This is a genomic window from Ruegeria sp. CDSB013 (assembly GCF_059611165.1).
Genome location: NZ_JBXWPA010000003.1, coordinates 280,460 through 298,823, shown reverse-complemented (window position 1 = coordinate 298,823; position 18,364 = coordinate 280,460). Strand labels below are relative to the sequence as shown.

Annotated in this window: 19 protein-coding genes and 1 tRNA gene; 7 read left to right on the top strand and 13 right to left on the bottom strand. The window is 56.6% G+C overall.

The features are described from left to right. Positions 1–2 precede the first annotated feature (2 nt). The gene (locus tag AC2FJF_RS07650) at positions 3–404 is read right to left on the bottom strand and encodes a DUF2147 domain-containing protein (RefSeq protein WP_058274317.1); all 402 of its coding nucleotides are present in this window, start codon (positions 402–404) and stop codon (positions 3–5) included. A gap of 134 nt (positions 405–538) precedes the next feature. Here AC2FJF_RS07650 and hisA point away from each other — a divergent pair, with 134 nt between their 5' ends. After that, on the top strand, positions 539–1,258 hold the full coding sequence (gene hisA / locus AC2FJF_RS07645) for a 1-(5-phosphoribosyl)-5-[(5-phosphoribosylamino)methylideneamino]imidazole-4-carboxamide isomerase (RefSeq protein WP_496724355.1): 720 nt from the start codon (positions 539–541) through the stop codon (positions 1,256–1,258). Here the strand turns inward: hisA and AC2FJF_RS07640 are convergent, their stop codons facing one another. Beyond that, the gene (locus tag AC2FJF_RS07640) at positions 1,259–1,705 is read right to left on the bottom strand and encodes a DUF302 domain-containing protein (RefSeq protein ID WP_496724353.1); all 447 of its coding nucleotides are present in this window, start codon (positions 1,703–1,705) and stop codon (positions 1,259–1,261) included. A 417-nt stretch (positions 1,706–2,122) separates the two neighbouring features. Between AC2FJF_RS07640 and AC2FJF_RS07635 the strand changes: the two genes are divergently transcribed. The 4 genes from AC2FJF_RS07635 to AC2FJF_RS07620 all read left to right on the top strand — a co-directional run bounded on the left by AC2FJF_RS07635 (position 2,123) and on the right by AC2FJF_RS07620 (position 6,042). Continuing rightward, entirely contained in the window at positions 2,123–4,168 is a 2,046-nt protein-coding gene (locus tag AC2FJF_RS07635) for a spermidine synthase (RefSeq protein ID WP_496724351.1), read from the top strand. A gap of 150 nt (positions 4,169–4,318) precedes the next feature. Further along, on the top strand, positions 4,319–5,080 hold the full coding sequence (gene hisF, locus AC2FJF_RS07630; protein ID WP_170383233.1) for an imidazole glycerol phosphate synthase subunit HisF: 762 nt from the start codon (positions 4,319–4,321) through the stop codon (positions 5,078–5,080). Next, on the top strand, positions 5,077–5,394 hold the full coding sequence (locus AC2FJF_RS07625; RefSeq protein WP_496724348.1) for a phosphoribosyl-ATP diphosphatase: 318 nt from the start codon (positions 5,077–5,079) through the stop codon (positions 5,392–5,394). The genes hisF and AC2FJF_RS07625 overlap by 4 nt, the downstream gene beginning before the upstream one ends. Before the next feature lie 72 nt (positions 5,395–5,466). Next, positions 5,467–6,042, top strand: a complete 576-nt coding sequence (locus AC2FJF_RS07620; RefSeq protein ID WP_496724347.1) for a hypothetical protein — start codon at positions 5,467–5,469, stop codon at positions 6,040–6,042. A 3-nt stretch (positions 6,043–6,045) separates the two neighbouring features. Here the strand turns inward: AC2FJF_RS07620 and AC2FJF_RS07615 are convergent, their stop codons facing one another. The 4 genes from AC2FJF_RS07615 to rlmB all read right to left on the bottom strand — a co-directional run bounded on the left by AC2FJF_RS07615 (position 6,046) and on the right by rlmB (position 8,340). Beyond that, positions 6,046–6,516: a CoA-binding protein gene (locus AC2FJF_RS07615; protein WP_496724345.1), complete on the bottom strand. Its 471-nt coding sequence runs from the start codon at positions 6,514–6,516 to the stop codon at positions 6,046–6,048. Between the two features lie 198 nt (positions 6,517–6,714). Further along, on the bottom strand, positions 6,715–7,167 hold the full coding sequence (locus AC2FJF_RS07610) for a YHS domain-containing (seleno)protein (RefSeq protein ID WP_496724343.1): 453 nt from the start codon (positions 7,165–7,167) through the stop codon (positions 6,715–6,717). A 104-nt stretch (positions 7,168–7,271) separates the two neighbouring features. After that, positions 7,272–7,586, bottom strand: a complete 315-nt coding sequence (locus AC2FJF_RS07605) for a hypothetical protein (protein WP_200833257.1) — start codon at positions 7,584–7,586, stop codon at positions 7,272–7,274. Beyond that, positions 7,570–8,340 (bottom strand): 23S rRNA (guanosine(2251)-2'-O)-methyltransferase RlmB, encoded by a 771-nt coding sequence (gene rlmB / locus AC2FJF_RS07600; protein ID WP_109313128.1) that lies wholly within the window; start codon positions 8,338–8,340, stop codon positions 7,570–7,572. Before rlmB ends, AC2FJF_RS07605 begins: the two co-directional genes overlap by 17 nt. A gap of 116 nt (positions 8,341–8,456) precedes the next feature. Between rlmB and AC2FJF_RS07595 the strand changes: the two genes are divergently transcribed. Next, positions 8,457–8,540, top strand: a tRNA-Tyr gene (locus AC2FJF_RS07595). Positions 8,541–8,767: 227 nt separating this feature from the next. Next, the gene (locus tag AC2FJF_RS07590) at positions 8,768–10,249 is read left to right on the top strand and encodes a hypothetical protein (RefSeq protein WP_496724341.1); all 1,482 of its coding nucleotides are present in this window, start codon (positions 8,768–8,770) and stop codon (positions 10,247–10,249) included. Between the two features lie 7 nt (positions 10,250–10,256). Here AC2FJF_RS07590 and AC2FJF_RS07585 read toward each other — a convergent pair whose 3' ends face one another. The 7 genes from AC2FJF_RS07585 to AC2FJF_RS07555 all read right to left on the bottom strand — a co-directional run bounded on the left by AC2FJF_RS07585 (position 10,257) and on the right by AC2FJF_RS07555 (position 18,150). Then, the gene (locus tag AC2FJF_RS07585) at positions 10,257–11,378 is read right to left on the bottom strand and encodes an alanine racemase (protein ID WP_496724339.1); all 1,122 of its coding nucleotides are present in this window, start codon (positions 11,376–11,378) and stop codon (positions 10,257–10,259) included. Then, positions 11,375–12,622, bottom strand: a complete 1,248-nt coding sequence (locus AC2FJF_RS07580; RefSeq protein WP_496724337.1) for a D-arabinono-1,4-lactone oxidase — start codon at positions 12,620–12,622, stop codon at positions 11,375–11,377. Before AC2FJF_RS07580 ends, AC2FJF_RS07585 begins: the two co-directional genes overlap by 4 nt. Positions 12,623–12,708: 86 nt before the next feature. Next, on the bottom strand, positions 12,709–13,230 hold the full coding sequence (locus AC2FJF_RS07575) for a DUF2478 domain-containing protein (RefSeq protein ID WP_496724336.1): 522 nt from the start codon (positions 13,228–13,230) through the stop codon (positions 12,709–12,711). 72 nt (positions 13,231–13,302) lie between these two features. Beyond that, the gene (locus AC2FJF_RS07570; protein WP_496724334.1) at positions 13,303–13,968 is read right to left on the bottom strand and encodes an NnrU family protein; all 666 of its coding nucleotides are present in this window, start codon (positions 13,966–13,968) and stop codon (positions 13,303–13,305) included. Between the two features lie 108 nt (positions 13,969–14,076). Then, positions 14,077–16,137 (bottom strand): ABC transporter permease, encoded by a 2,061-nt coding sequence (locus tag AC2FJF_RS07565; protein WP_496724583.1) that lies wholly within the window; start codon positions 16,135–16,137, stop codon positions 14,077–14,079. Positions 16,138–16,139: 2 nt separating this feature from the next. Further along, complete coding sequence (locus AC2FJF_RS07560) at positions 16,140–17,189, bottom strand: quaternary amine ABC transporter ATP-binding protein (protein ID WP_496724332.1); 1,050 nt, start codon at positions 17,187–17,189, stop codon at positions 16,140–16,142. A 10-nt stretch (positions 17,190–17,199) separates the two neighbouring features. Then, complete coding sequence (locus tag AC2FJF_RS07555) at positions 17,200–18,150, bottom strand: ABC transporter substrate-binding protein (protein WP_058275748.1); 951 nt, start codon at positions 18,148–18,150, stop codon at positions 17,200–17,202. Between the last annotated feature and the right edge of the window lie 214 nt (positions 18,151–18,364).

Here is an 18,364-nt window from a genome sequence, read left to right as displayed (position 1 = left end):
GGTTACTGAACCCGCGTCCAGTCCTGCCCGCGACACACGAGACCGCCTACAGCACAGCCTTTGACGGTCAGCTTGTTCTGGCTGTCCAGCGTCATTTTCGAGCTGTAGGTCTTGTCCCGGTCCGGGGCCCAGATCTTGCCGCCGCTATAGCTGCCGCCGCCATCGGGCACCATATCCCAGATGATCTGCTTGCCGAGGTTTTCATACGCCAGCTGCTCATTACCGTCTTTGTCAAAGGCGGTGTCGATGGTGCCACAAATCGCGCTGCCGCATTCCGAAATCGAAACGTGAAGATAGCCGCCAGTATCACCTGGTTGGGTTTTCCAAAGTCCGTCAACCGGATCGGCTGCAAAAGCAGCGCTGGCCAATACCGCAAACCCGGCTGCAAGTGTGAATGTTTTCATGATTTCCTCCCTTATTTCTGCTCAGTCTGGCCCGGCTGGGCAATTCCGGCAAGATTGACTTGGCGTCGCGTTGCATCCCCTGCCCCGCATGTGCGATATCCCGCGCGAACAAATCAGATATAGGGCCGCCTGACATGATCCTCTACCCCGCCATCGACCTCAAAGACGGACAGGCCGTGCGCCTGTTGCGTGGTGAAATGGATAAGGCAACCGTGTTCAACGACGACCCTGCAGCGCAGGCACGGGCTTTTGTCGAGGCAGGCTGTGAATGGCTGCACCTCGTCGATCTGAACGGCGCTTTCGCAGGTGAACCGGTCAACGCCGCCCCGGTTGAAGCGATCCTGAGAGAATGCAACGTGCCCGCGCAGTTGGGCGGTGGCATTCGCGACATGTCCACGATCGAGACATGGATCGACAAAGGTCTGGCGCGCGTGATTCTGGGCACCGTGGCGGTCGAAAACCCCGATCTGGTGCGTGAAGCTGCCAAGGAGTTTCCGGGCAAAGTTGCTGTCGGCATCGATGCGCGCGACGGCATGGTGGCCACTAAGGGCTGGGCCGAAGAGACCAACGTGAAGATCACCGATCTGGCCCGCAGTTTCGAGGACGCAGGCGTTGCGGCCATCATCTATACAGACATTAATCGCGACGGGGCGATGCAGGGGCCGAACATCCGGGCTACGGCAGATTTGGCCCGCGCGGTTTCAATCCCGGTCATCGCCTCGGGTGGGGTCAGTTCGCTGGATGATCTGATCGCCCTGCGTGATTGTGGCGTGGCATTGGACGGCGCGATCTCGGGCCGGGCGCTTTACGATGGCGCGATTGACCTTTCCGAGGCCATTCGCGCCTTAAGCTGATCACTCGGCCGCAACCGAAGTCAGCTTGGCAAGCGCACCGCGCATCTTTTCGATGACAGGTGATTTCTCGACTTCGTCTAGCTCATCCATCGTCTCTTTCGGGTCCTCATAGGCCAGCCAGACCTGCCCGGTCTCGTCTTCGTATGCCTGCACTTTGAGCGGCAGGAAAAGCCCGGCACGTGGATCAATCTGCATCGCGGGTGTACCCAGTGCCGGGTTGCCAAAGATCAGAACCTGATTGGCGGGAATGGTTAAGCCAACCTTTTCCGCACCCGCTGCGTGATCGACGCGGGCAAAGACGGTCGCGCCCGCGTTACCAACGGCAGCTTCCAGGGCGTCCATCGCCTCTTGCACCGATTTGTTCGAATTTACCTTGATGATGTCGTCAGCCATGGCAGACATCGCCCCTCCAAAAGTCAAAATTGTTGCCAGTATCAGATTTCGCATATCGGGTTTCCTTTTGTAAATTTCATCCAAATTGTCTCAGCTTTTCGCGAACTTGCAATCACATCTCCGGCATCGGCGTGGCCTTGCCGCGCACCCGAATCTCACAGCTTAGCAACCTGCGCAGACCGTCCCGCATTTGAGAACAATAGCCCATTCTGACAGATATTTTACCAAGCTTGGCCCAAACTTGGTCTTATTTCGCCTGTAGCAGTTTGAAAAATAACTCGAGCAGGGATTGCCACCGTGAGTATTACGAGCACAGAATATTCGAACAATTCTTGGTTCAGAATTGCGATCATATTCAGTTTTTGCGTCACAATTTTTGTCAGCGCATCTCTTCTGTTTTTTGTCCAGCCCCTGTTTGCCAAGCTGGTCCTACCGCAAATCGGTGGCGCTCCTGCGGTTTGGACGACCGCGATGCTGTTCTTCCAGATGGTTTTAATCTTGGGCTACATTTACGCCCATGTGCTGACGAAATGGATACCTCTGCGCTGGCAGCTTGTGACTCATCTGGTACTTTGGACGGCTGCGCTGACGTACCTGCCCCTTTCAATAAACGAGAGCTGGAGCTATGACGCATCCAGCTCGACCGCACTGCAAACCCTTAAATTGTTTGCCCTGGGTGTCGGTCTGCCATTTGCGGTTCTTTCTGCGAATGCGCCATTGCTTCAGGCGTGGTACTCACGGTCCGGCGGGCCTTCGGCAGACGACCCTTATTTCCTGTACAGCGCCAGTAATGTGGGATCACTGCTGGCTCTTCTGGCTTTTCCTTTGCTGGCAGACCCTCTTCTGGGTGCCAGTGCGACCAGCAAAATTTGGTCCGTCGGATTTGTCATTTTCGGTGGGTTGATGGCGGTAAGTGGCCTTATTGCGCTGCGCGGATCGAGCAGCGACCTTGCGCCGATCGCAGCTGATGTCGCGAAGAGCACCCCAAAGATGAAGCAGATTGCAACCTGGATTGTGATCGCTTTCGTACCCTCATCCCTGATGCTTTCCTTTACCACGAAAGCCAGTACGGATCTGGGTTCAATCCCGCTTATCTGGGTTGTGCCCCTTGCGACCTACCTTCTTTCCTTCATATTCGCCTTTGCGAAACTGAATTGGCTTAGTGTCAAATCCTTACACATCCCGATGATTTTGGCACTGGCGATTGGTGTCGTCCTACTTTCCAACCTGATCGACCATCACACAAACCCCATCGTCTTTTTGTTGTACGTTCCCATTCTATTTGTAATCGCCTTGTATGCACATAGGTTGCTTTATGAAATGAGACCGCCGGCAGAGCAATTGACAGTGTTCTACATCGCACTGTCGATAGGCGGGGCTTTTGGCGGATTGTTCAATTCCATTATTGCACCTTTTGCATTTGCCCTAGAAGTCGAGGCGCAAATGACGCTTATTTTGGCTGGCGGGTTGCTCTTGATCGGGAAAGGCGCAGTTACGCCCAGGAATCTGGCATTTGGCCTGATTATCAGCTACCCGATCCTTTTGTGCTTCGGCATGATCGATGGAATAAACCCTCTTGGAGATGGAGCCTTGCGCGCGGTTGTCGCAACCGCGATGCTGTTGGGTGCACTGATCCTGTTCCGTAATCAACCTGCGCGTATCATAGCGATTATCGCGGCACTTATGCTGCCGGTACTTTGGCCACAAAAAGACTCGTTACTTCAGGATCGAAGCTTCTTTGGAACGCACAGGGTTTTCTCAATTGCGGGCCTCAGAATGTATCAAAACGGGACCACACTGCACGGTTTGCAGTTAGAATCAGAAATTGGTCAAAAACCTACGCCGAAGTCTTACTACTATCCCAAAGGGCCAATGGCTCAGGTCATAACGTCTGAATTCGGACAAGAAGCCGACAGCATCGGTATTGTCGGCCTCGGAGTTGGTGCTCTGTCCTGCTACAAGCTTCCATCTCAGAAATGGGCATTCTTTGAAATCGACGCCATGGTTGACCAAGTGGCGCGCAACCCATCCCTTTTCACCTACATCTCGGAATGCGCACCAGATTCGCCAACGCATCTTGGTGACGCACGCATTGTCCTGGCGCACACAGATTATTCCTTCGATATTCTCGTCCTGGACGCATACAGTTCTGATGCTATTCCTGTGCATCTGATCACTGAAGAAGCAGTGCGGATGTATACAGAGCGACTGGCTGATGACGGGATATTGGTCTTTCACATCAGCAACCGGTACTACGATCTGGTCGACCCACTTGCGCGCATTGCAGACAAGCTTGGTCTCCACGCGGCCAAACAGTTCCATCGGATTGAACCAGGCGCAAACGAACTAGGCGCATCGGATTCCCAAGTGGTGATTGTCAGCCCAGATCAGGGACGAGTCGACGGTTTTGTCCAAAATGGAAAATGGCAGCCCGTGGTTTCTGATGGGGGAGAGCCGTGGACGGACGATAAGGCAAACTTGCTGTCCGCGCTCATATTGCTCAAAGACAAGCAGTAAACGCACTAATGTGAGACAACATTTTCTTCCAACCGGCAGAAATTCCGCTTCAAAGGTTCAATTGACCCCGCCGTTTTCCGCAAGGTGCCTTTACGACACTGGAAAAGGCGGGGTTTTGCCGATACAGGTGCGCCAACAAAGGACGCCGGTATGCTGAAAACTCGTATCATTCCCTGTCTGGATGTCGCCGATGGCCGTGTTGTCAAAGGTGTCAATTTCGTTGGTCTGCGTGACGCGGGCGATCCTGTAGAGTCGGCCAAAGCCTATGACGCAGCAGGCGCGGATGAGATCTGTTTTCTGGACATTCACGCCACCCACGAAAACCGCGGCACCATGTTCGATGTGGTTCAACGCACAGCTGAACAGTGTTTTGTTCCGCTGACCGTCGGTGGAGGCGTCCGTACAAAAGACGACGTTCGCGCGCTGCTGCTGGCTGGCGCCGACAAGGTCAGCTTCAACTCGGCCGCTGTCGCCAATCCGGATGTCATCGCCGAAGCTGCGGATCAATTCGGTAGCCAGTGTATTGTCTGCGCCATCGACGCCAAAACCGTCAGCCCGGGCAAATGGGAGATTTTCACCCATGGGGGTCGCAAACCGACCGGCATCGACGCAGTTGAGTTCGCCAAAACCGTTGTCGCCAAAGGGGCCGGCGAGATTCTGTTGACCTCGATGGACCGCGACGGCACTAAAGCCGGGTTCAATCTGCCCCTGACCCGCGCGATCTCAGACGCGGTTGACGTGCCGGTGATTGCCTCGGGCGGCGTAGGCAACCTGGATCATCTGGTCGAAGGTGTGACAGAGGGCGGGGCCAGTGCCGTACTGGCGGCCTCCATCTTCCACTTTGGCGAATACACCATCCGCGAGGCCAAGGAACACATGGCTGCGGCTGGCATCCCCATGAGGCTGACATGAACATCCTGCACGATCTGGCCGCGACGATTGAGGCCCGCAAGGGGGCCGAGCCGGACTCCAGCTGGACCGCAAAGCTACTGGCTAAGGGGCCTGAGAAATGTGCCGAGAAATTCGGGGAAGAGGCTGTTGAGGCCATCATCGAAGCCGTCAAGGGTGACAAAGACAAGCTGACCGCTGAGGCTGCGGATGTCCTCTATCACCTGCTGGTCATGCTGGCCGCGCGGGACGTGGCGCTGGATGACGTATTGACCGAGTTGGCCCGCCGCCAGGGCACAAGCGGCATCACCGAAAAGGCATCGCGCCCAAAGACCTAAGCGCGGGTTCCGTCCTGCCGCCCTGCCCTGTATAGTCAGGGATCAGTGTGGGACCGACCGAGGAACGCGGGAATGACCAAGGCTCTGGCCAGTGTAATGGCTTTGCTTTCGCTTGTGATGATTACCGCGTGTTCGGCCCCGCCGCGCACGACCGGTGATGAAGTTCAAAGACTGGCAACGGAAATCCGCAGCCTTGGTCCCGACATCGACCCAGAAGAAGCCGATCGCGCGGCCCGCATCGCCTATTCCTATACCGCGCAGCTGGTTCAGGAGTACGAAATCACCGACCCTCCGCTGATCCACAATGCCAAGGTCAACAAGGGTCTACGCCCGCGTGGGCTGTGCTGGCATTGGGCCGAGGATATCGAACGTCGGCTGAAGCAAGAGAACTTCCAGACCTTGGAATTGCACCGTGCGATAGCAAATGCGGACAACCAGTTCAGAATCGACCACAGCACGGCCATCATCAGCCGCAAGGGTGAGACGATGTATGACGGCGTGGTCCTGGACCCATGGCGGTACGGCGGTGTTCTGTTCTGGTCGCCCTTGGTGGAAGACACCAAGTATGAATGGGTGCCGCGCAGCGTTGTTCTGGAAAAGCGCCGCCAGGAACAATACGGGGACTTGCTGCCCTATGTCGGCGGCTAGCATTCACAACCGGGAAGAAATCACTCCGGTCGCGAATCCACCCATGCGCAGCTCGCCAAACAGACGCTGATATTCGATCTTCGGGCAACGATTCATTACAACGTCTATGCCCCGCGCCTTTGCTTTGGCCGCGGCTTCGGGATGTTCAACGCCGATCTGCATCCAGATCGTGCGCAGGTCGGGAAAAGAAGACAAGGCTTCGTCGACTATTGGCGGAACGGCTTCAGACCGGCGAAAGATGTCAATCATATCCACCGGCTGAGTAATGTCAGACAGTGACGCGCGGACGGTCTGGCCAAAAAGTAACTTCCCGGCATGGCCCGGGTTCACCGGGATCACTGTGTATCCCTTAAGTGAAAGATACCGGGCGACATAATAGCTGGGCCGCACCGGGTTCATCGAAACGCCCACCACGGCAATCACCTTGGTTCGACGCAGGATGTCTTTCAGGAATGGGTCTGTGTAATTTGCCATGCGGCCACCCTAGACTTGGCGCAGCAAAGAAAAAAGCGCTCAGGTCAAACCTGAGCGCCAGTTGTTGGAACGAGGGACAGTGAAATGACCCGCGGCAGTTCCGTTCCGCGGTCACTGTGACATTTAGGCATAAGTTCAGAGAAAAAAAGAGGGGCGTCGCATTTTTGTGATGACAGGCCGAAGAAAGCGGAAATTCGCCTAGTCTTGATAAAGCACCACAGGCCAGTTTTTCTCGGCCATGTGAATGTATTCTGCACGATCTCCGCGCCAGAGCTGCTCAATCTCAGGCGAGTGGGTCAGATACAGCCGGCCTTCCACCATGTCCCAAAGCATCGGATCGGTGCTTTTTAAAATACCTTGCGCCATAGCATAGGCGCAGTAGCCCCCGAACTGAGGGGAAAAGGCGCGGGGATTGCTTTCAAACAGATCGCGATTCTCGGCCGAGGCGAAATGCCATTCAGCCCCTTTCCAGATCACAGAATACTCTGGCAAACCCCGTACCGGCGTTTCCTCAAGAAAATATGAGACAGGGTCGTAGCCGGCCATGACGGCACCGTCCGCCTCATAGAAGACGGGCATGTCCTGTGCATGAGCGGCAGGAAGAAGGGCAACGGCGGCTATCGCGCCAAGTATGAATCGTTTGATTGGCATCACATGCTCAGGATTACAAATTCAGGGTATCAAAATGCAATCTTTTGTCGCGCGAAACACCCCTATTAACGCGGTTGTGAACACCCGTGTCGCTTTATCCCGCGTCAGTCAAAGATATCCTCGACCACATCCCAGGCCTCATCAATGACGCGCGCAAAAATCCCCTTTTTCTTCTTTTTCTTTTTGGACTTGTATGCGGTGGCGGTTTTGTAGCTGTCGCGCTTTGGCTTGTCATTGCTCAGCTTGCGCTTGGGAACCATCTTGAGGTCATGCAAAGGGGCACCGCAGCTAGAGCAGCTGAGTTCGTGGCGTTGCTTCCCCTTCAGAACCAACGCAGCGCGCGTTCCGCAATAACAGCAGGTGGCGATTTTGGTCGGGCTGGTAATGGCTCTCTCCTGTCTATCAATGCCTTGAAGCATATAAGGCAATTGCGGCAGCATTTGAGACGTTCAGAGAACCAAACCCACCGGATGCGTCGATTTTCACCAGTTGATTGACAGTTTCCTTGGTCTTTTGCCGCAGACCCGGCCCTTCGGCCCCAAGAACCAGCGCAACAGGTTGATCCAGTTTGCCGCCCAGCGCGGTTTCGATGGTGTCCTCCGCCTCGCCATCCAGGCCCAACACCAAGAATCCCATATTCTGCAATTCAACGATCGCATCCGCCAGATTGCGCACACGCAGATAGGGCTGACGCTCCAGCGCTCCGCTGGCGGTTTTGGCCAGCGCGCCCGTCTCTGGGGCCGAGTGGTGCCGCGTACCGATCACGGCACTGGCCCCAAGCACTTCGGCCGAGCGAAGAATCGCCCCAACATTGTGCGGGTCGGTGACACGGTCCAACAGAATGACCCTGGGATGTTCACGCCCAATGCAGTTTTCAGCCAGCCCGCCCCAATCCAGCGGCTTGACCTCAAGAGCGGCCCCCTGATGAACCGACCCCGGATCAATAGGAGCGGTAAATTTGCGCGGATCGACCATTTCGGCCTCGATCCCTGCAAATTCAATCGCTTCTGCCAGTTTATCCTGGGCATTCCGCGTCACAACAAGGCGCAGTTTCTGCCTGTTGGGGTTCATCAAAGCATCCCGAACGGCATGCAAACCGAACAGCCATACGGTTTCAGACGCCGCAGCTTTGCGCGCCTGTTCCTTTTCAACGACCCACTTGGGTTTCTTCATTTCTTGGGCCTCCGGGCCGGGAATTCGGTTTCCTGCGTCAAAGCCAAATTTTCCTGTTGACGCTTCTTCAAGGCGCTAGTAATCACGCCTCCACGTCAGGTGCAACGCCTGACAGTGGGCGACAGGCCGCAAGGTGTGGCAGGGGACTGTAACTCCCTCGCGGAGACGCACGCCTGGTTCGATTCCAGGGTCGCCCACCACTTTCCAATCACATGCAGATCCCTCAATCCAAGCACTTTCGATTGCTATGGCCTTCGATTGCGGGGCTCTGTTGCAAATTGTTGACATCGGCGGGGCGCTGCGCGACGGATCGGCGGTCTTGCCACTGGAAGTGCAAATCGCCTCCGGTTAATCTGATCGCAAACAACGAACAACAGGATACCCAGCGAAGTCAGGGCTTTGCGGATCAGTCCGATGTGGAGAGCAAATGCTACAGGCAATACGTGAAGCGCAGGATATTGGCATTCCGTTCGATGATGTTTTTCCCCATCAATACGCGGTCAGATCGGACAGTGTAGCAGCGCCAGAAGGTTGGAATACAGCTGAGTTTGCCCCGTTCAAAATTCATCACAGTCCTCGGCTAAACGTTGCGCAACCCGATTGCGCCGACGCCGACCTACAGCTGTTGATTCTAGGGATCGCGGTCGACACCGGAACGGTCATAGAGGACGGTACACATGTCGATCTTGGTGCCAGTTCGACATGGCGCGACCTGGATGACTGGCTTGAAAATCTGGCAGGGCGCTTTGTCATATTCAGCAGGCTCGGGCGCGAACAAAGGCTATATTTCGATCCCACACTGGAATTGTCCTGTTTCTATGACCCCAAGACGGGCCTCATAGGCTCATCACCTTTCATGGCGCTGGACCGGCCCATCGCACCCGGACGCTATATCCGGGCCGAGGATGTCATGTCGGGGGCAACTAACTTTTCTTTAGGCTTCACTGCAGACCGCGACCTTCGGCTGGCCCGACCAAATCATTCGCTGACCCTCGACCGGTATCAGCAATATCGCCATTGGCCCCGATCGGACGGGCCATTTACTGCGGATGCGGACATTGACGCCGTTGCATCTGATATTGTGACACGTCTTGGGACTACGGTCGGCGCGCTTGCGCGATCTTTCCGGTCCGCCATTCCGATTACAGGTGGGTATGACAGCCGGGCACTGGTCGCGTCAGCCAAGGACCACCTTGGACATGTCAGTGCGTTTTATACGCACCGGATTAACTATCTGTCATCGCTGGATTGTCTGCTTGCCCAGAAAATTGGACAGAAGCTTGGTTTTGAGCCCGAACGGATTGATGGCATGAAGCTGGCTGAAGAACACGGCCCGTCGGATGAACTGAGCCTCGAGGAAAAGCTGTTCGGGCTTCGTACGGGCGGACATACGTCGACTATGGGGTATCGTGAACTGGCGGCACACGAATTCCTGCCTGATGCCGAGATTTCTATGCGTGGAAATGTCATGGACATGAACCGTGCAAATCAGTGGAAAGGGCAGGATGCGTTTCGATTTCCACATCTGGTGCGGCGCCTGCGCTTAAGGGCGCCTGAAGGCATTCCACCCGCTGTCTATTGGCAACGTGAGGTGATGACTTGGCTTGACACACTGCCACCGGAAACGCACCGCTACGCGTTTGACCTATCATTTCTTGAGAACATCCTTCCAAACACAATGGGTGCCGGGCTGAACGGGATGCCGCGTCACTTTACGCTCAATCCGTTCAATGACAGATATCTGATCTCGCGCAGTATGGGCATTACTCCTGCCCTGCGCCGGAACGGAGAGCTAAACGCGGCGATCCTGCGTCAGTCGGTGCCCGAACTGGCCGAGCTTCCTTACAACCAAGAGATCAAGCGCGACCCCGAGGCGCGCCGTGCCGCCGAAGCCCTGTTTGCAGATTAACCGACGCCTAGTTGGGCAGGCATGGCCATTCACCAACCACCTGCCCGCCTCGGATGGCAAGCATGGTGCCGAACTGATTCAGTACAGCCTCGCTTTGAGCAGGGCGCAGCAAGGCGATGTCGCCCGGCGACACGTCTGCCGTTCGCGGGCCAGTCCACACTTCCTGATTGCTTGAACGGCCAAAGACCGCTGAGTAGCCAAACCCTGCTGGGAATACCGGCTGGGCAAGGAAGTGGCCGCCAAAGATCGCTATATCCGTTTTTTGTCGCGGCAAAAACTCCAGACCCGGCAATGCGTTACCCGGCATTGCTTTAAGAACTGGTGTCGCAATGAACGCGGCTGGTGCAAACGCCTGCGTCGTGGCGTGGTCAAAATCGCCGGGCTTTACCAGGACCGAGCCGAATGCGACCTCATTCGCGGACCCCTCGGCAAGGTAGGATTGAAAGGTCAGGCTGCCACCTGTGTTCAGACACAACTCATCTTCGTCATGCGGCAAAGCGGCGACGGCTGTGTTGAACGCATCTGCGCTGGCCCGCGCCGCGCGGTTGCGCAAAACGCCCGGCATTTTCGCCAAATGCGCCTCGTACCCCATCACCCCGGCAATCTGCCCGTAAGGGTGCGCCATTATTTGTTGGGCAAGTTCTGCGACATTCTGAGAATTTAGCCCGCCACGGTGCAGGCCGATATCCAGTTCCAAAGACAAACGCAGTGACGTCTGGCGATTTGAAGCCAACGCCAGATATTCCCCAAGCCGAGCTGGAGTGTCGATCAACCATTGAACGCGCCTTGCCGCATCGGGATTGGTGGACAGAAGCCTTGCAGCAGAACTGACAGGCAAGGGCTTTCCAATCAGATGGTCCGTATCGGGCTCGGCCGTCAAAAGCGCCTGCAACATCGGTTCGGAAAACGTCATCAGGCCAGAGGTCGATATGCGCTCGCGAATGAAATCCAACAAAGGCAGACAGGGCAGAGACTTGGCGACCAGCCTGCGGGCCAGTCCAACATCAGCAACCCTGTCGGCGACAACACAATTGGCGTCCAACAAGTCTAAGTCCACTACGACGACGGGCTTGTCGACCCCGTGTGATCGCAGAACATCTGACAGAGCTTTCAGGGCTGCTGCATTCATGGTCGAAACAACCGAACAAGCGTGGGCGTCATAAATTTACCCTGTGGATCGAGCTGTTCGCGCAAGGCACAAAACTGGTCAAAATCCGGATACATTAAGGACAGGTCTTTGTAAGCCAGGTTGTGTATCTTGCCCCAATGAGGGCGGCCCCCTGCTTCGACAAATAGCGGCTCAATGGCTTCGAAATACCGCTTATGATCCTCGTCTGCGTCGGTGTGAATAGCGATGGAAATGCGCGGCCCACCCTGGAACGGAGACAGACAGGCCGTGTCTCCAGCAGTCTGGCGCACTTCGATCGGAAAATAGATGTCCTTATGGTCGCGATGTAGGCGCGTCAGAACCTCTTGCAGAACATCCCCAGCCACATCTGGCGGCAGATGGTATTCCATTTCCTTGAAACGAATATGCCGGTCGCTACACAAAACCCGCCAGCTTTCGCCGATATAATCCTCGTCCGACTGCGCAAGCGTCAGTAGCTTGAGCATCGCACTGCGCAACCCTTCGCTGATCCGCCCCGCGCTGCGCGCAAGTTTCAGTACCTTTACAGCGATCATATCCAAATCGCGCGGTGCTTTGCTTTCGGCTGCATCTGTGATGGCATGACGAAGTTCGACAGTCTTTCCGGTAAACGGGATGCAGAAGAATTCGAAATTCCGGTTCTCTGCCCATTTCTGGTGCATCGTGGCCAGACTATCCTTGACCGAGGCAAGCTGGACCTGCCGACGTAAGTTGTACTTTGGCACGACCGAAATCTGCGCTTCGGTCAGAACGCCTAGCATCCCCAAACTGACCTGTACCATCTCAAGCGGGATATCATCCGTGGTCAGGACATCTCCTCTTGCTCCGATCATCCGGGCTGCAGTGATTTCTGCCGCAAGGCACGGCAAGTCCCGCCCGGTCCCATGCGTCGCAGTCGACGCCGCACCCGCCAGCGATTGGGTGTTGATGTCCCCAAGGTTTCGAAATGCCAGTCCTTTGTCCGCCAGCGCCGGTGACAGATCCCGCAACCGCGCATTGGCGTTGACCCACACCCGATCCTGCCGGGCATCGCCAAGCGTTGGCAGATCCAAATCAGACAAGTCCACGATCCGGTCACCACCGGCTACGATTGGCGTAAAGGAATGCCCCGCACCCAAGACCCGCAGGCTTTGGGGTCGCGCGATCTCATTTTGCAGTTCAGCAATCGACGTCGGGCGCGCTATTGGCGTATCCGTGCGCTGGTTTCCGGCCCAGTTGGTCCACATGCACTGTCTCCTCCGAGGGAGAGGATTGCAGCACATGCGACACGAAACAAGTCAGGAAAACAGAAGCTTACCCAACGGGAGCTTTGTCAGGCCGCGGCCTCACGTTGCGCAGTAACACGGTCGAACCATGCAATGATGCTTTCAAGATCAGCTGCGATCTGTTCGGCAGCACCACCTGTGAACGCGTCGAATTTTTCTTTGTTTAAACCGTTCACACCAACAAGAACGGGAACATCCAACGCCAAAGCTTCGGCAATTACGGGGCGGAAACCGCGCCCATCCGCCTCATGTTTGCCGAACTTGTTGATCATCAGCAATTGCGGCGCGTCGGCCAGCGAAGAGGTCACATATCCGACGGCCTGTTCCAGCGCGGCAGGATCCAGACGACAACCACGTGACTGCTCACCAAGGGATTGCGAGATACGGATCGTCTCACCCTCGGGCAGAACGCGAACATCCATGTCACATTTGCTGCTATCCGCGCATTCGGTGTTGGTTTGAACCACACCCGCAAGGCTCGCGCCTTTGGCGAGCAGGTGTTCGGCAACCGCACTTAACAGGCGGTCGGTTGCGCCGCGGTCGGTGGTAGTAACATAGGCCAGATGCATCCAAGGACCCCTTAGTACAGATTTGTAACGTTCCAGATAGCACGCAAGGTCCTGCGCGACCACTCTCTTGGATCACGGTAATGGCGATAATCCGATCACAGGCGCGTGCAAATGAAGCAATGCCATGAAGATCGCAATTGCAACCAGCCAGACCCAAGGGCGCGGCCACGGTTGTGGTACGCGCAGCGACAGGCGGGCCGTGTTGCGGGACAACCGGGTCCATTCCATACCCAAGTCGCGTTGTTTGCGGCGGTCGATCAGTGCCATGCCGAATGTCGAAAAGCCTGCAAAAAGCCCGAACAGGATCACGTGTGACAGGCTGCCATTGGCCAGCAGATGAGCCCCCGCCCACAGCATCAAAGCCGCAAGAACAGGGTGGCGAGTGGACCGCAAGATGCCCGGTTTTTCGGGATCGAATGTACAATGCCCCATCCCGCCAAATGAGAACGGGTTTTGGATCGATATGCCCGCGACAGCCAGCCAGCACACGATTGGCATCACCAAGAGTGGCGCCCAGCGAAAGATGACAAGCGGCGGGATGACCTCAACATATGGCGCTTGCGCTGCGGCGACGATCAGCCATGCCAGCACCAGAAGGGAAAGTGCGGAATATGCCGCAAAATAACCCTTGCGCCCTAGTGTTTCGATCAGTCGACTGCGAACACCCGGCCTCACCGGGATGGCGTGGCTGAGAAGAAAGGTGATCAGTGCTGCAAGAAAGAAGGCCCAACTGGTCATAGTATTCTCCGAACGTGTTACGCGCGGTCTACGCCCCGAACGCTGTCCGGTCTTTGTCCAAGATCAAACGCGGGGTAGAAGGGGCGGACGCGCCGCCCCTGCCCCAATTTACAGCCCCAGCGCTTTGCGCCGTTCTTCGGCAAAGCCCTGTACGATACGGTCGGCAACAAGCGCCAGAATCGCCATAGCAGCACCGGCCGAGATGCCCAGACCCACATCCGCTTGCCCCAGTGCAAGATAGATCGACTGCCCCAGACCGGTGGTCCCGATCAGTGCCGCGATCACCAGCATTGCAAAGGCATAAAGGATGGTCTGGTTCAACCCCAGCAGGATCGTCGGCGCAGCATACGGCGCGCGCACGTCGCGCATGATCTGCCACTCGGTCGCACCGCTCGAGATTGCGGCCTCCATCATCTCTTCTGGAGTGTTGACCAGCCCGTGACGCGTGTAGCGGATCATCGGGACGATGGCGTAAGCACAGATGGCCAGAAAGGCCGAGAACTCGCCAATCTGGAACACCATCAGCACGGGGATCAGGAACACGAATAGCGGGATCGTCTGCAGCATGTCGCAAATTGGACGAACAACCTTCCAGACCGGCGCCCATACCGCGCTGGCCAGTCCGATCAAGCCGCCTACCACGGCGCAGGAAAACACCGCAGCACCGCTGAGGTAAAGCGACAGCAAGGCGCGCTCCCAAAGACCGGAGACAAGGATGGTACACAGCAACCCCACCGAAAGCGCCGCCAGACGCCAGCCGCCCGCGACATAGCTGAGCGCGGCAGCGCCAGTAAGAACGAAAGGCCATGGCAGGTTTGCAATACCAGTTTCCAACATTCCGATCAGGATCAGCACGATCAAACCGCCTGTCAGGTGACCGCGCCATGCCATCAGTGCGGCGATGACACCCCCAACGATAAACAGGCGTTCGCTCATTTCAGGCGTCCATTGGAACCCCCATGTGAAGGGCAAAACCGCCTGATCAAGACCGATCCGCAGTGGCAACAGAACATAGAACAATGAGTTGTTCTTGAGCGCATCCAGCCAAGGACCATTTGCCTGCGTGAACGCGGTCAGACCGCTATCGACAGCCTCGGCCATAGGATCCAGCAAGGTCAGTTCGGACGGGTTCGGCAGCCATGCCCAGAAGGCGACGGTGAAAAGGGCCGTAAAGCCCAAGACCGCCCAGACAACGCGTGGATCATAGCGCTTACGCTCGGTCGCCAGCGTGCCGCTCATCCGGTCGATCACCACAGCAAAGACCACGATGACGAGACCGGCCATCAGCGACTCACCAAACTGAGCCTTGCGCATGGTCAGAAGAACTTCCCAGCCGATGTCGTTGAACCCGCCGATAACGGCAGCGATGATGACCATTGAAAGGGCAGCCATCAGGCATTGGTTTACGCCCACCATGATCTGCGTCGCCGCTGCGGGGATTTCGACCTGAAACAACTGCTGAAACCGCGTGCCGCCGGACATGATGGCGGCCTCTTTGATCTCGGGCTCGACCCGTTCCAGACCCAGCATCACGTTGCGCGCCATGGGCGGGGCCGCATAAATGGCCGACGCGATCAAACCCACAACCGGGCCAAAGCCAAACAGCAGGAGTAGCGGGGTCAGGTAGGCAAAAGTCGGGACCGTCTGCATCACGTCCAACACCGCCTGGACAAAGGACCTGACGCGGGGCATTTCGTTGGCAAGGATGCCAATGGCACCGCCGACGATCAGCGCAACGGGAACCGAGACGGCGACCAATGCCAGGGTATTCATACTCTCGGCCCAATAGCCGGAGGCGAACACGAAACACAGGCCAAAAAACCCCAACGCCGCCATCGACAGGCCGCCCAGATACCAACCCAGTGCCGTTACCAGACCGATGAGGATCGGCCATGGAGTATTGCCTAATACAAAATTGGCACCGTTCATGGGATAGGCCATCAAATCGGAAAACAACCGCATCGCTGGTTTGATGCCGTTCAGAAACCAGTCGAGGAATGCACCGACCCATTCCGTCGCGGGAACAACCCATTCCGCAGGCCACTGCACCAGCCACGGCGCATCTGCCTCATAACGCAAACACAGGTAACCGACGAAAACTGTTATCAAGGCCGCTATGGCCCCATCTGTAACACGCAATCTACCAAGTATCGGGACGTCGAGCCGCATACTCATGTTTCATCCACCTGGAGCGCGGCGGCAAGATCAGAAGGATGAACCGTGCCAACGATATTGCCGTTTTCATCTCGCACAGGAACGGGCTCATAAAGCTCCATGCAATGCGCCAACGCGGCGTCCAGGGTCATCGAGGTTGTCAGGCCAGGATCATCCGGGCCACGTTCAGATTCGTCCCGCATGACCGAGGCGACTTTGGCGTGCTGACCCTTGGCCACGTCTTTCGAGAATTCGCGCACGTAATCATCCACGGGGCGCAATACGATATCCGTCGGCGTTCCGATCTGGACGATCTTGCCATCGCGCATGATGGCGATGCGGTCGGCCAGTTTCAGTGCTTCTTGGATATCGTGAGTAATAAACACGATGGATTTCTTCAGCGTCGCCTGAATGCGCAGGAATTCGTCCTGCAGCTGTCGGCGGATCAGTGGATCAAGGGCCGAGAACGGCTCGTCCAGAAACCAGATGTCCGGGTTCACCGCCAAAGACCGTGCAATTCCCACGCGCTGACGCTGACCACCGGAAAGCTGACGCGGGTAGCTGTCCTCGCGGCCCTCCAGCCCGACCAAAGTGATGACCTCTTGTGCGCGAGCCATTCGTTCCTTTTTGCCGACGCCCGATACGCGCAGTGGATAGGCCACGTTGTCCGCAACGGTCATGTGTGGAAACAGGCCAAAATGCTGGAACACCATGCCCAACTTCTTGCGCCGCAATTCGGTCAGCGCTTTCTTCGACGCACCGATGACGTTTTCGCCGTCGACACGGATTTCGCCCCCCGTGCCCGGCAACAATTGCGAGATACAGCGGATCAGTGTGGACTTGCCCGACCCAGACAGGCCCATGATGACGAACAGCTCGCCCTCTTTGACTTCAAAATTTGCGTCCTGAACGGCCGGGATGAACCCGTGTTCGCGCAGATCGGCGGCGGCTTGGTCTGCATCATTCCCTGACCGAGACAGCGCGTCGGTCAGGGCTTTGTCTGCGCCTTGACCAAAAACCTGCCAGAGATTCTGGCAGGTAATGGCTGGCGTATTCGCGTCAGTCACTTATGCGAACTCACTGCGTTGCCGCGTCAACAACCGGACGCCATTTGTCTTCGTTCGCAGCCATCCATTCGGCGACAACTTCTTCGACTTTACCGCCGTCAACGTCGATCGCGCCCATCATCGGCTGCTGGTCCTCGACCGCCAATTGATAGTTGGACAGGATTTCATAGGCCGCGGGCCATTTTTCTTCCATCCCGTTCCAGCTGGCTTTGAAGATGCGCGAGGGCGAGAAATCGCAGTCGTTCACGGCGTTCGGGTTCGGTCCCCATGCCGGATCGTTAAAGCAGGCTTCTTCACCGGCAGGCAATTCAACGAACTGAACGTCATAGGCCGACATCGCCCAATGCGGCTGCCAAAAAGTGATCAGCAGCGGCGACTTGCGCTCGGTCGAGGCACGCAATTCTGCGATCAGAGCACCTTCGGAACCGGCAGGCACAGCTTTGAACGGCAGCTCAAGACCGGTCATACGGTCGGCGCCGGGCGTACCCCAATCAGCAGGATAGTCGACCAGGCGACCACCGGGCAGAGTTTCAGCGGTTGCGAAAACCTGCGCGCAATCCTTCAGCGCTTCCCACGCCGGCAGACCGGGGCACAGATCGGCCACGTGCGCCGGATAAGCGATGCCTTCCTTGGCATCCAGGCCCAGATCGCCGATCTCGACGACGGTGCCTTCGTCGATTTTCTTGGCGTATTCGTCCGAGACGTTTGACGACCAGATTTCCAGCGTCGCAGTGATGTCGCCATCCGCGATTGCCTGGAACTGGTTCATCATACCAGCGGTCACATATTCGACGTTGTAACCCGCGGCTTTCAGCATCTCGCCCGCCACTTGGGTCGTTACGTGCTGACCGGTCCATTCGTTGATCGCCAGTTTGATCGGCTCGTCCACGGCACCCATATCGGCGGCGTAAGCGGAACCGGCTACCATCATAGCCAACAGGCTGACACTAAGTTTTTTCATCGACATTCTCCCTGTCTTTTTTTGTTTTTCGTCCACCTCAGCGCACAGTTGCGCGCCGGAAGGTTGGACAGACGACAATACCATGTCGCAACATGCACAATATTGGCCGCAAAAGGGAAGTGAACACTTTGAACAAAGGCGGAATTTTTCGCCTTGTATTAAGCCGCAAGTCCCCACTCGCTGCGTTGTACTGATCGCGCGCGTTTTTGCTTAA